This is a genomic window from Acinetobacter sp. FB (assembly GCF_056033405.1).
On sequence record NZ_CM148502.1, the window covers coordinates 3,088,703 to 3,101,248 of the forward strand.

Genomic DNA, 12,546 nt, shown 5'->3' on the forward strand with positions numbered 1-12,546 from the left:
AATGGTTAGTATTGAATTTTTGCTCGCTTCGGGAATTGGTCTTCTAACAGCAACAGGCATCTATTTAATTTTACGTGCCAGAACCTTTCCTGTCGTACTCGGTCTGGCCATGATCGGTTATGCCGTAAATTTATTTTTATTTGCAGTCGGTCGTATTCAAATTAATGCACCTGCAATCATTACAGAAACAACTAAAGTAACAGATCCGTTACCGCAAGCATTGGTACTCACTGCGATTGTGATTGGTTTTGCAACAACCGCTTTTATTGTACAACTTGCTTTACGCAGTCGTTATGAATCTGGAACAGATCATGTTGACTCCAAAGAAGAACCAACTGTGACTTATGACCCACGTGAGGATGAGCCATAATGTTTGATTTCAATAATTTTTGGCATGCTCATACTCCTATTTTAAGTATTCTAATTCCAGCATTTACGAGTTTTTTATTACTTTTATTAGGCAATCCTGGTTCCGGTTCTCTAAAACAGGATTGGCGCCAACCTTGGCGACGTGGCATTAGTTTAGGTTCTGCACTTCTAGGCTTAATCACAGCAATCAGTTATTTGATGATCGCCAATACAGGTCAAGTTACCATTTATCAACTTGGTGAGTGGTCTGCTCCTTTTGGAATTGTTTTAGTGCTCGATCGTCTCTCTGCATTCATGTTGGTGCTCACTTATGCACTTGCAGTGCCTGTCATTTGGTATGCAAGTGATAACTGGGATACACGTGGGCGCTATTTCCACACCATGTTCCATTTTTTGTTAATGGGTATAACGGGTGCGTTCCTGACAGGTGACTTATTTAACTTATTCGTGTTTTTTGAAATCCTGTTAATGGCATCTTATGTATTGCTATTACATGGTCAAGGTCGACCACGTTTCCAGCTAGGTATACATTATGTCACAATTAACTTACTCGCATCAGCGCTATTTTTGATTGGTTTAGGGATGATCTACGGTAGCGTTGGTAGTTTAAATATGGCTGATGTGGGTCGCCTTATCCCAACCTTAGACAGTGATCAACATAAACTTGCAATCGCGGGTGGCTTGTTACTCTTTGTCGTATTTGGAATTAAAGCAGCAATGCTACCTGTCGGCTTTTGGCTACCAAAAACCTATGCTGTTGCAAGCACACCCGTTGCTGCAATTTTTACTATTATGACCAAAGTTGGTATTTATGCCATTCTACGTGTCAATGGTACTGTTTTTGATGATGCAATGGCACAGAGTATTTTCAAAAACTGCTTATTAATGATTGGCTTGATTACTTCATTCTATGGTGTAATCGGTGCAATTGCTGCTGAACGCTTACGTCGTTTTGTTGGCTTTATGGTGTTGTCATCGATTGGAACATTACTCATCGCTATTGCCATGTTTAATACCCAAGCATGGTCAGCAGCATTGTATTATTTAGTCCACAGTACCCTAATTGCGGCTGCATTCTATTTATTTTGTGGTTGGATGACTGCGCAACGTGGTTCATTCAAAGATCATTTAAAAGTTGCACCGAAAATCAAACAGGAAAAAGCGGCTGCTTTTACTTATTTTACCATTGCATTAATGATGGCAGGTTTACCCCCTTTTAGTGGTTTTTTAGGTAAAGTTTTTATCTTACAGGCTACCGCTGAAACGCCTTATCAAGGTTGGATTATTGCTGTTATTCTGATTGTTAGCTTACTTAGCATTATCGCATTCACACGTGTTGGTTTTATCCTTTTTTGGCGTGCTAGTCCACCCGAAGAAAATCCTAAAGAACCAGCATATACCGCTTATCAAGCACTACCTGATACAGCACCTAATCGGAATGACAAAGCAATCTATGTACTACTGATTGCTTTGATGAGTTATGTTGTATTTGCAGCACCAATTCAGAGTTATACAACTTCAACTGCACAACAAATTCAAAATCATGCGCTTTATCAACAAGCGATTCTAAAACATGATAGTCAAGGTCGTGCCATTAGCGTACAGCCATTTGATGCAGCATATTTGCCTGAAACTAAATATGGCGGTGAGGTTGAAGATCATAATGCAGTATTAATTCCAGATGTTATCTCAAAACCGACGCTTCAAGGCGAACATATTTCGGAATATAAACAACGTCAAATTGCAGAGCAAACTTTGTCAAATCCAACTATTCCAAATGCCACACAATTAAAACCGATGGAGGAACACTAATGCAAAAATACGCTTTGCTTGATAGTTGGTTTCCCCACCCCTTTGTGTCATTTTTAATTTTTGTGACTTGGCTCATGCTGTCACATAGTTTGGACATCACAGATATTTTTATTGCAATTCTGTTAGGTATCTTTGTTTCACGTTTGGTAAGTCCTTTTATTGCACGTACACCACATATTCATTGGTTACCTGCAATCAAACTTTTTTTTGTGGTGTTATGGGATATTGTGATTTCCAACTTTCGTGTAGCTAAAATGGTGCTTGGACCAATGGAGGAGTTGCATCCAAAATGGTATCGCGTGCCATTAGAAACTGAACATGAGCAAGTAAATACGCTACTCGCAATGATCATTACAACGACGCCAGGTACAGTATCCGCAGGGATTGATCAAGAGCGAGGAGATATTTTAGTTCATGCACTCAGTACCGATAATGCTGAATTAGATATTCAAGACATCAAAAATCGTTATGAGCTACCTTTGCTCGAAATCTTTGATGTAAAGATTGCAGAAGGAGCAGCAAAATGACCATTTTACCTTATGCACTTGCAATTAGTTTAGTGGCGATCACGATCTCCATGTTTCTTTGTCTCATCCGCATGATCATTGGGCCATCTGTTGTTGATCGCTTGTTAGCACTCGATACTCTTTTTCTTAATGCAACATGCTTGATTGTGGTGTTAGGCATCTATTGGGCAAGTACCAATGTATTTGAAGGTGCTTTATTGGTGGCGATGCTCGGTTTCGTTTCAACTGTTGCATTAGCTCGCTATTTTACCACTGGACATGTGATTGATTAAGGAGAGTGGTTATGCAAATAATTTTTGAGATTATCATTTCGTTCTTTTTGATCTTTGGTGCATTTTTTATGCTCGTAGGTTCAATCGGAATGATTCGCCTACCCGACTTATTCATGCGCCTACATGCACCGACTAAATCAAGTACGCTAGGCTTAGGGAGTTTTTTAATTGCAGCTATGATATTTGGAGCGACACAAGGTCGGTTTGGTTTTGCCGAATTATTGATTACTTTATTTGCCTTTATTACTGCCCCAGTATCTGCCAATTTAATGGCGCAAGCTGCAATTCATTTACGTTTGCGTTCAACCAGTGGTGATGTTCCAGAAGCTTTAAATCGTCCGCTACCATGGCAACGTTATCGTCGTAATGCAGAAAAGAAAGATCAACTTTAAGTTGGTCTTTTTATTGAATTCAATGTCATTCTTTAAGTTTTAGAAACCCTAAGCTAGTTAATTAGCTGAAAGATATAATTTTAATAGAAAAAATCATATCAATCTAGACAATGATCTATAGCACAAAAGAAAGCCACCCGAAGGTGGCTTTCTTTTAGAACTTATTCTTTATCGTCTTGCCCTTGTTCAGGCAGATCCTTCACAGCTTCCGCGATCAGACCAAACATATAGTTACCATAGGCATTGGTTTTATCGTAATGGAAACGCAATCTTGGCGTAATACGTGTCTTGATACGACGACTCAATTCATGACGCAAGAAACCAGAAGCTTTATTCAATACATCTAAAGTTTCTTTATTTGCGACTTCACTTTGCTCATCACCAAGTTCACGCCCCATCACAGTGACATAAACTTCAGCATAACCCATGTCTGCACTGACTTTCACCGCAGAGATGGTCACTAGACCACCTAAGCGAGGATCTTTAAGCTCTTGACGGATCAGCTCAGACAACTCACGTTGTACTGAATCCGCCATGCGCTTTAAGCGTTGGCTACCCGCCATTAAAGACTCCGTTTAATCAATTGAACATCATAGACTTCGATCTTGTCTTTAACTTTGATGTCTTTATAGCCTTTGACCGCAAGACCACATTCCATACCAGCACGAACTTCTTCAACCACTTCTTTATAACGACGAAGAGATTCAAGTTCACCTTGGAATACAACCACGTCATCACGTAATACGCGAATCGGTTTATTACGATGCAGTGTACCTTCAAGTACCATACAGCCAGCTGCTGCACCAAACTTACTTGAGTGGAAGACTTCACGTACTTCTGCAACACCCAAGATCGTTTCACGATGTTCAGGTGCAAGCTTACCGCTCATTGCAGCTTTTACATCATCAATTAAATGATAGATGACACTGTAATAACGAATATCGATGCCATCTTGATCAGATTTTTGACGAGCAGTGTTATCTGCACGGACGTTGAAACCCAACAATACTGCTTCTGAAGATTCAGCTAAAGTCACATCTGACTCAGTGATTGCACCAACACCAGAACCAATAATACGGACTTTCACTTCATCTGTAGAAAGCTCATCAAGTGCAACATGCAATGCTTCTAAAGTACCACGCACATCAGTTTTGAGTACGACATTCACATAAGGAATATCTTTTTTACCCATAGATGCCATGATGTTCTCAAGACGCATTGCGCTTGCACGCTCTAGACGTTTATGACGCTCACGATCTGAACGAGCATCTGCAACTTCACGTGCTTTCTTCTCATCATTCACCACAAGAACTTCATCACCCGCCATTGGTGCATCAGGTAAACCTAAAATTTCAACTGGAATTGAAGGACCCGCTGAGGTGATACGTTGACCATTTTCATCAACCATCGCACGTACACGACCATAAGATGAACCTGCAAGAACCAAATCACCAATATTCAAAGTACCGTTTTGTACCAGAATAGAAGTCACTGCACCGCGACCTTTGTCAACACGCGCTTCAATCACCACACCTTGCGCCGCACCTTCTGCTGAAGCTTTAAGCTCCATCAATTCAGCTTGGATCAAGATGAGATCAAGTAACTCATCGATACCCGCACCAGAGTGTGCTGAAACCTTAGCGATAGGTGTATCCCCACCCCATTCTTCAGGCACGATTTCTTTATGTGCTAATTCATTTAATACACGATCGACATCAGCAGATTCTTTATCCATCTTGTTGATGGCAACAATAATCGGTGTACCAGCAGCACGCGCATGGTCAATTGCTTCAGCAGTTTGTGGCATCACACCATCATCAGCAGCAACAACAAGTACCACGATATCTGTTGCTTTCGCACCACGTGCACGCATCGATGTAAACGCAGCATGTCCAGGTGTATCTAAGAAAGTAATAATGCCTTTCTCAGTTTCAACATGGTATGCACCGATATGCTGGGTAATACCACCCGCTTCGCCGGCTGCCACTTTAGAACGACGAATGCGATCAAGTAACGATGTCTTACCATGGTCAACATGACCCATAATGGTAACAACTGGCGGACGAGTTGTTTGCTCACCACGTGCTTCTTCAGCTGCAACTAATAAGTTGTCTTCTGCTTGTGTATCAGAAACTAAAACTGGATTGTGGCCCAATTCTTCAACTACTAATACTGCTGTATCTTGATCAATCGCTTGGTTTTGAGTAACAAGTTCACCCATTTTCATAAGTGTTTTAATTACTTCACGAACCTTAACCGCCATTTTCTGTGCAAGATCAGCAACAATAATTTTTTCGCCGATCTCAACATCATAAATTTGCTTCTTCACAGGTTTTTCAAAACCATGTTTATTCGCTTGGCTGGTTTTTAAACCACGCTTATGATGACTCTTGCTAAAGCTTTGCTCAGCCTGAGCATCACCACCACGACCACCTTTTTTACCAGCACGTGGATTTGCTGTCGCACCACCGCGTTTAATTTCACGGTCTTCTTTATTAAAGGAATCTTCATATGCTTGTCCAACAAGACCAGCAGCTAAAGGTGAATCATCAATTACACGAATGGTTGTCGTCGCATCATCACTCGAATATTTTGATGCCATTTTACGCATTTGCTCAAGCGTACGCTGTTGCGCTTCCTCAGCAGCCTTACGACGCACTGCTTCTTCAGTTGCTTTCAACTGTGCTGCTTGTGCTTCACGTGCTTTCTTTTGTTCAGGTGTTTCGGTAGGGCGAACAACAGGCGCTTTCAAAATCTTATCGCTGTTACGCTTTTTAACTACAACTGCTGCTTTCGCAGTTGTTTGACCTGCATTATCAGAAGTATGTGCTGCACGCATTGCTTCTAACGTTGCATTGGCTTTTTGTTCAGCTACATCACGTGCATTTTGAACAGCTACATCACGTGCATTTTGCTCTGCGCGTACTTTAGCATCTGCTTCTGCACGTGCTTTCGCTTCTGCTGCAAGTAATTCTGGATTCGGTTTAGCAAAAACTTGTTTCTTGCGAACTTCAACATTAATGTTTTTTGCTTTACCCGAAGTACTTGTTACTTTAGCAGTACTGGTTGTTTTACGTTTCAACGCAATTTTTCCTGTGTTACCACTGTCCTGACCATGTACTTTTTTCAAGTGATTGATCAAAGTATCTTGCTGTTCAGCGGTAATAATGTCATCTGCTTTACGCTGTGGTAGACCTGCTTCGCGAACCTGCTCTAGGAGTTTCTCTACAGGACGTTCTACGCTGAGCGCTAACTCTTGAATCGACTTGTCCGTCATCTATTATCTCCTAGTTAAACCATGATTCACGTGCTTTCATGATCAATTGACCTGCTTTGTCATGACCTAAACCTTCGATATCTGAAATATCATCAGTCGCTTGATCAGCCAAATCATCAATTGTAATCACACCACGCGCCGCCAATGCATAAGCAATCTCAGTGGTCATACCATCCATACCGAGAAGTTCTGCGCTTGGCTCTTGAATATTTTCTTGCTGTTTCAGTGCATCAGTTAAAGCAGCTTCTTTAGCACGGCTTTGAAGCAATTCAACTAAATCTGCATCTAGTTCAATTTCATCAAATGTTTCAGCTGGAACATAAGCAATCTCTTCTAATGAAGTAAAGCCCATTTCCACCAATGCCATTGCTAAATCTTCTTCAATATCGAGACGTGTAACAAACATATCTAAATACTGTTGTGCTTCATTTTGCTGACGAGCACGATACTCTTCTTCTAACATCATGTCGAGTTTATAACCCGTCAATTCCGATGCTAAACGAACATTTTGCCCTTGCGAACCAATTGCACGTGCTAACTGATCATTGGTTGCGAAGATAATATCTGCACTACGTGCATCTTCATCTAGCACAATACCTGATACATCAGCTGGCTCTAATGCGCTTGCAATATATTGTGCTGGATCATCAGACCACACCACGACATCAATACGCTCACCGTTCAACTCTTGTTGTACTGCTTGAATACGTGTACCACGCATACCAATACATGCACCTACAGGGTCAATACGATGGTCATTGGTTTTCACTGCAATTTTAGCACGAACACCTGGTTGACGAGCAGCTGCTTTAATTTCGATGATTTCTTCAGAAATTTCTGGAATTTCTTTTTTCATCAATGCAATTAACATCTCAGGACGCGCACGCGACAATAATAATTGTGCGCCACGACCTTCGCGGTTTACGCTGTATAAAATGGCATTGATACGTTGCTTAGGACGCAAAATTTCTTTATGGATGGTTTCTTCACGTGCCAAATAAGCTTCAGCGTTATCACCTAGATCAATGATAAAACCATCTTTGGTTTGTTTTTTGACTTCGCCGTAAATCAACTCACCCACTTTAGATTCATAGGCATCTGCAACCAAAGCACGCTCAGCTTCACGAATCTTTTGCACAATGACTTGTTTAGCAATTTGAGCAGCAATACGACCAAACTCAATTGACTCAACTTCTAGCTCACGCACATCACCGATTGACCATTTTGATGGATCAACATCTGAGATTGCATCTTGGCAAGCTGGCATTTCATGATCTTCATCCGCCACAACTGTCCACTGACGGAAGGTGCGATAATCACCTGTTTTACGATCAATCTCAATACGAAGCTGTGCTTCTTCTGAATGTGTTCCTTCGTAAAACTTTTTCTTCGTTGCTGCAACAAGTGCTTGCTCTAATGCTTGGAAGATCGCCTCACGACTAACACCTTTTTCATTACTAACCGTTTCTGCAACGGTAAGAATTTCGCGGCCCATAAGTCACCTACCGATTTCTTATAAAATTAAGTTAATATTAGTCTTGATAGATTAAATTTGCTTTATCAATATTATTACTATCAATTTCAAGCACATGTTTACCTTCCACTTCAACTTGAATGATTTCATTTTCTAAGTCTACAGAAAGTAATTTCGCTTGAAACTTACGACGATTTTCGACGGCAGCAATTAATCGTAAAGCCACTTGTTGCCCAATATAAGCAGGCAATTGATTGAGTTGGAAAAATGGACGATCCCAGCCTGGTGAAGAAACTTCTAAAGCATATTCACCTGAAATTGGGTCATGAACATCAAGCATTGCACCCACTTGTTGTGTCACTAAAACACAATCTTGAACGCCAATACCACGCCCTTGTTCAACTTCGCCATCTTCATTCAAGATAGGTTCAACATTCTCATCAACTACTTTATCAATATAAATACGTAATAAAGAACGTTTACCTTGTGGTAGGAATTCAATCCCCCATAGATCTACACCACACGCAGCTACTGCTGGCGCGATTAGATCATGCAATGCTTGAGATTTATTTGATAATTTCATTTACTCTCGTCGCTCTCATGCGAGCCAATCAATCTTAACCGTATAGTGAAGCACGACTATTTGACCAATTGATGTCGAACACTACACGATAGCTAAACAACCAATAAAAAAGGGCGTAAATCGCCCCTATATTACACAGAAAACCGAAGTCCACTGTGCAAAAAGGCCCACCTTATTGTGAGCCTCTTTTAGAAACTTGGTAGCGGGAGCTGGATTTGAACCAACGACCTTCGGGTTATGAGCCCGACGAGCTACCAGACTGCTCCATCCCGCATCAACGTGCAAAAATTATATACAAATATAAAAAAAAGTCAATTTAAGTTTTTCTATATTTGCTTGATTAAGTTGCACCTTAATCAAATGGTAGCGGGAGCTGGATTTGAACCAACGACCTTCGGGTTATGAGCCCGACGAGCTACCAGACTGCTCCATCCCGCATCAACAACATCACCGCATACACCAAACTTACTGGTTATTAAGCTTGGTGCGGAAGGGGGGACTTGAACCCCCACGCCCGAAAGCACTACCACCTCAAGGTAGCGTGTCTACCAATTCCACCACCACCGCAGCTTTGTGGGACGCATTCTATTCCTTTAAATATAAAAAGGAAAGCGCTAATTCAACTTATTGAGTTGTTTTAGGTGCATTTGATGAAGTTTCAGGCGATGTTACTGGTGCAGAGGTCGTAGTTTGAGCAGATTTTAAGCTATACGCATCAGCTGTTTGTTTTTTTGCAAAAACAGCCAAAGTTAAACTCGTAGCAAAAAACAAGGCTGTAAAAATCGCGGTTAAGCGTGTTAAAAAGTTACCCGCTCCAGAAGCACCAAATACCGTAGCAGCACCACCGCCACCAAACGACGCTCCTGCCTCAGCACCCTTACCTTGTTGTACTAAAACCAATCCAATAATCATAACTGCTAAAATGATATGTACAACGAGTATAAAACTATACATTTCTACTTCCTATTATTTGCTTTGAGCAAATGCTTTTGCAATTTGATAAAAAGATTGTGCATTGAGTGATGCACCTCCAACCAAAGCGCCATTAATATCAGGACATGCAGCCAACTCAACAGCATTCTCGGCTTTGACACTACCGCCATACAATATAGCCATGTTTGTACCGAATGATGTAATTTGTTTTAAGCCTTCACGTATTTTTGCATGCATTGCTTGAGCATCCGCAGGTGAAGCTGTCTTCCCTGTTCCAATTGCCCAAATCGGCTCATACGCTATCACAATATTTTGCCATTGTTCAGCTTTAACGACGGATGCAATATCACAAATTTGTTGTAATACAACTTGTTCCGCAGCGCCTTGCTCACGCTGCTCTAAGCTTTCGCCAACGCAATAGATCACCGTCATACCTGCATTTAATGCATTTTGCAGTTTTGCTTTTAAAATATTGACGTTGTCACCAAATAATTCACGGCGCTCAGAATGTCCAATCAATACATATTCAATCTGACTATCTTTTAATAGTTCCGCACTTACCTCACCTGTGTAAGCACCGGTACCGGCCACACGAGAAAGATCCTGAGCCACAGTATAAACAGCTCTGGTTGTATCTTTTAACTGAGCGTGAACACCAGTCAACGCAATCGTTATTGGCGCTACACCAATATGACATTGCTCAGGAGAAATATTATCCTGTTGTAGTAACTGCTTAAATTCTTCTATTAATTGGAAAGCATTCGCATGCATTGGATTCATTTTCCAATTGCCAATAACCCAAGGGGTAATCGCCGAATTCGACATACTTCGCCCACCTACGACTAATTTATAAAAAATGCTGCATATTTTACACGTATTTTTATAAAATTCAGTTTTTCTTTTCAGTTTAAGTTTCCACCAACAAAAAATAGATCTAAAAATTCTCATCCCTTTTACATATATATGTCGATTTTTTACAATCGTTTGCTTTATTTCTAGCGAAGACTACTCTCTGAATCTGAAATTAATTTGTAAAAAAATCGATCAGTTCAAGTTTTTCAATATGAACCAAGTAAAAAACAACACTTTCTGTAGTAGTATTTTTACGTAACAAAAGTATAATTTTGAGAATAGCTATTATAACCATATTGTGAGTAAGGCGGACAGATGTCAGGATTACATACGTCTCCAAAGTTTTCGGGGTTCATTCGACGTTTAGTTGAAGATGGTCATATGACTGCTGCAAATATGCAGAATGCAATTGATGCAGCCAAGAAAGCCAAACAAGATATTGTTGCTCATTTGATTGAACAACATCGTCTTTCTCCACTTACCATTGCAGAAAGCATCTCCGTAGAATTTGGCGAACCACTTTTTGATTTGGCGGTTTACGATGTTGGATTATTACCTCGAGAATTAACCGACAATAAACTCATACAAAAACATCGTGTTGTTCCGTTAATACAACGTGGACAAATTTTGTATGTTGCTACGAGCAATCCAACCAATATTGATGCATTAGATGCAATTCGTTTCAATACCAAACTTAATATTGAACCAATTATTGTTGAGCATACGAAACTTGAAAAGTTAATCGAACAACATTTCGGTGATTCAGGTAATTTCGATTTTGGTGACAGTGAAGACTTCGACTTAGATATTGATGTTAATCAAGACTCTCATCAAGATGATGATGATGCGTCACCTCAAGGCGATGAGTCTCCAATTGTTAAATATATTAATAAACTTTTAATCGATGCCATTCGTATGGGCGCATCAGACTTACATTTTGAGCCCTATGAAAAAATGTACCGTGTGCGTTATCGTGTAGATGGCGTTCTACGCCAAATTGCTACTCCGCCTTTACAAATGGCAAATCGACTTGCCTCTCGCTTGAAAGTTATGTCCCAAATGGATATTTCAGAAAAACGAATGCCTCAAGATGGTCGTATTAAGCTTAAGTTATCAAAAACCAAAGCTATTGATTTCCGTGTAAACTCTTTACCCACGCTGTTTGGGGAAAAGTTGGTACTGCGTATTTTGGACCCATCAAGTGCTATGCTCGGAATTGAAGCATTAGGCTATGAAGATGATCAGAAAGCATTATTCATGGAAGCACTTGAAAAGCCTCAAGGAATGCTACTGATTACAGGTCCAACAGGTTCTGGTAAAACCGTATCGCTATATACTGGTCTAAATATTCTAAACACTGAAGATACCAATATTTCAACAGCAGAAGACCCTGTGGAAATTAACTTGGAAGGCATTAATCAGGTCAACGTGAATCCAAAGACAGGATTGACTTTCTCTGCTGCATTAAAGGCTTTCTTACGCCAAGACCCTGATGTAATTATGGTCGGTGAGATTCGTGATTTGGAAACAGCCGAAATCGCAATTAAAGCAGCGCAAACAGGTCATATGGTGATGTCAACACTGCATACCAACAGTGCGCCAGAAACTTTAACTCGCTTACGCAATATGGGTGTACCTTCATTTAACATTGCAACCTCAGTCAACCTTGTCATTGCCCAACGCTTAGCACGTCGCTTATGTTCACAATGTAAAGAAATAGTAAATATTCCTAAGCAAAGCCTCTTAGAGCTAGGTTTCACTGAACAAGATTTAGCCAATCCAGAGTTGAAAATTTTTCAACCGATTGGGTGTACTGAATGCCGTGAGGGATATAAAGGGCGTGTCGGTATTTACGAGGTAATGAAGGTCACACCAGCAATATCTAAAATTATTATGGAAGATGGGAATGCACTACAAATTGCTGCGGCATCGGAACAAGCTGGGTTTCACAATCTAAGACGTTCAGGTTTGAAAAAAGTAATGCAAGGTATTACTTCTTTGCAAGAAATTAACCGCGTAACAAGTGAATAAAATTAATAAAAAGGATTAAAAACC

General features: G+C 40.5%; 12 protein-coding genes and 3 tRNA genes. 6 read left to right on the top strand and 9 right to left on the bottom strand.

Annotation, left to right across the window (positions count from 1 at the left end; all coding sequences use genetic code 11):
* Position 1: 1 nt before the first annotated feature.
* Genes AC0JIQ_RS14690 through AC0JIQ_RS14710 form a run of 5 tightly spaced genes read left to right on the top strand, consistent with a single transcriptional unit; the run spans position 2 to position 3,372 of the window.
* Positions 2-370: a Na+/H+ antiporter subunit C gene (locus AC0JIQ_RS14690; protein ID WP_050042068.1), complete on the top strand. Its 369-nt coding sequence runs from the start codon at positions 2-4 to the stop codon at positions 368-370.
* A complete protein-coding gene (locus tag AC0JIQ_RS14695; RefSeq protein ID WP_474202078.1) occupies positions 370-2,181 on the top strand; it encodes a monovalent cation/H+ antiporter subunit D in 1,812 nt (603 codons plus the stop codon). The genes AC0JIQ_RS14690 and AC0JIQ_RS14695 overlap by 1 nt, the downstream gene beginning before the upstream one ends.
* On the top strand, positions 2,181-2,708 hold the full coding sequence (locus AC0JIQ_RS14700; protein ID WP_474202079.1) for a Na+/H+ antiporter subunit E: 528 nt from the start codon (positions 2,181-2,183) through the stop codon (positions 2,706-2,708). Before AC0JIQ_RS14695 ends, AC0JIQ_RS14700 begins: the two co-directional genes overlap by 1 nt.
* Positions 2,705-2,980 (top strand): monovalent cation/H+ antiporter subunit F, encoded by a 276-nt coding sequence (locus AC0JIQ_RS14705; protein WP_004659265.1) that lies wholly within the window; start codon positions 2,705-2,707, stop codon positions 2,978-2,980. Before AC0JIQ_RS14700 ends, AC0JIQ_RS14705 begins: the two co-directional genes overlap by 4 nt.
* A gap of 11 nt (positions 2,981-2,991) precedes the next feature.
* A complete protein-coding gene (locus AC0JIQ_RS14710) occupies positions 2,992-3,372 on the top strand; it encodes a Na+/H+ antiporter subunit G (protein WP_005162917.1) in 381 nt (126 codons plus the stop codon).
* A 161-nt stretch (positions 3,373-3,533) separates the two neighbouring features.
* On the opposite strand, the gene AC0JIQ_RS14715 is transcribed toward AC0JIQ_RS14710, so the two are convergent.
* The 9 genes from AC0JIQ_RS14715 to tpiA form a co-directional block, all read right to left on the bottom strand.
* Positions 3,534-3,935 carry a ribosome-binding factor A gene (locus AC0JIQ_RS14715; protein ID WP_004659268.1) on the bottom strand — a complete coding sequence of 134 codons (402 nt, stop codon included), beginning with the start codon at positions 3,933-3,935 and terminating at the stop codon, positions 3,534-3,536.
* Positions 3,935-6,649 carry a translation initiation factor IF-2 gene (gene infB / locus AC0JIQ_RS14720; protein WP_004659269.1) on the bottom strand — a complete coding sequence of 905 codons (2,715 nt, stop codon included), beginning with the start codon at positions 6,647-6,649 and terminating at the stop codon, positions 3,935-3,937. Before infB ends, AC0JIQ_RS14715 begins: the two co-directional genes overlap by 1 nt.
* Before the next feature lie 10 nt (positions 6,650-6,659).
* Positions 6,660-8,144, bottom strand: a complete 1,485-nt coding sequence (gene nusA, locus AC0JIQ_RS14725; RefSeq protein WP_005218583.1) for a transcription termination factor NusA — start codon at positions 8,142-8,144, stop codon at positions 6,660-6,662.
* A gap of 37 nt (positions 8,145-8,181) precedes the next feature.
* Positions 8,182-8,706 carry a ribosome maturation factor RimP gene (gene rimP / locus AC0JIQ_RS14730; RefSeq protein WP_004659273.1) on the bottom strand — a complete coding sequence of 175 codons (525 nt, stop codon included), beginning with the start codon at positions 8,704-8,706 and terminating at the stop codon, positions 8,182-8,184.
* Positions 8,707-8,903: 197 nt separating this feature from the next.
* Positions 8,904-8,980, bottom strand: a tRNA-Met gene (locus AC0JIQ_RS14735).
* 87 nt (positions 8,981-9,067) lie between these two features.
* A tRNA-Met gene (locus tag AC0JIQ_RS14740) sits at positions 9,068-9,144 on the bottom strand.
* Between the two features lie 44 nt (positions 9,145-9,188).
* Positions 9,189-9,273: transfer RNA gene (locus tag AC0JIQ_RS14745), tRNA-Leu, on the bottom strand.
* Between the two features lie 57 nt (positions 9,274-9,330).
* A complete protein-coding gene (gene secG / locus AC0JIQ_RS14750) occupies positions 9,331-9,660 on the bottom strand; it encodes a preprotein translocase subunit SecG (protein ID WP_004659275.1) in 330 nt (109 codons plus the stop codon).
* A gap of 12 nt (positions 9,661-9,672) precedes the next feature.
* The gene (gene tpiA / locus AC0JIQ_RS14755) at positions 9,673-10,464 is read right to left on the bottom strand and encodes a triose-phosphate isomerase (protein ID WP_346511323.1); all 792 of its coding nucleotides are present in this window, start codon (positions 10,462-10,464) and stop codon (positions 9,673-9,675) included.
* A gap of 342 nt (positions 10,465-10,806) precedes the next feature.
* Here tpiA and pilB point away from each other — a divergent pair, with 342 nt between their 5' ends.
* Positions 10,807-12,522, top strand: a complete 1,716-nt coding sequence (gene pilB / locus AC0JIQ_RS14760; RefSeq protein WP_474202080.1) for a type IV-A pilus assembly ATPase PilB — start codon at positions 10,807-10,809, stop codon at positions 12,520-12,522.
* Positions 12,523-12,546: the final 24 nt, after the last annotated feature.

Excerpts from the sequence above, each read along its gene's own strand:
- AC0JIQ_RS14690 (WP_050042068.1), top strand. The coding sequence starts at position 2 with ATGGTTAGTATTGAATTTTTGCTCGCTTCGGGAATTGGTCTTCTAACA.
- AC0JIQ_RS14695 (WP_474202078.1), top strand. The coding sequence starts at position 370 with ATGTTTGATTTCAATAATTTTTGGCATGCTCATACTCCTATTTTAAGT.
- AC0JIQ_RS14700 (WP_474202079.1), top strand. The coding sequence starts at position 2,181 with ATGCAAAAATACGCTTTGCTTGATAGTTGGTTTCCCCACCCCTTTGTG.
- AC0JIQ_RS14705 (WP_004659265.1), top strand. The coding sequence starts at position 2,705 with ATGACCATTTTACCTTATGCACTTGCAATTAGTTTAGTGGCGATCACG.
- AC0JIQ_RS14710 (WP_005162917.1), top strand. The coding sequence starts at position 2,992 with ATGCAAATAATTTTTGAGATTATCATTTCGTTCTTTTTGATCTTTGGT.
- AC0JIQ_RS14715 (WP_004659268.1), bottom strand. The coding sequence starts at position 3,935 with ATGGCGGGTAGCCAACGCTTAAAGCGCATGGCGGATTCAGTACAACGT.
- infB (WP_004659269.1), bottom strand. The coding sequence starts at position 6,649 with ATGACGGACAAGTCGATTCAAGAGTTAGCGCTCAGCGTAGAACGTCCT.
- nusA (WP_005218583.1), bottom strand. The coding sequence starts at position 8,144 with ATGGGCCGCGAAATTCTTACCGTTGCAGAAACGGTTAGTAATGAAAAA.
- rimP (WP_004659273.1), bottom strand. The coding sequence starts at position 8,706 with ATGAAATTATCAAATAAATCTCAAGCATTGCATGATCTAATCGCGCCA.
- secG (WP_004659275.1), bottom strand. The coding sequence starts at position 9,660 with ATGTATAGTTTTATACTCGTTGTACATATCATTTTAGCAGTTATGATT.
- tpiA (WP_346511323.1), bottom strand. The coding sequence starts at position 10,464 with ATGTCGAATTCGGCGATTACCCCTTGGGTTATTGGCAATTGGAAAATG.
- pilB (WP_474202080.1), top strand. The coding sequence starts at position 10,807 with ATGTCAGGATTACATACGTCTCCAAAGTTTTCGGGGTTCATTCGACGT.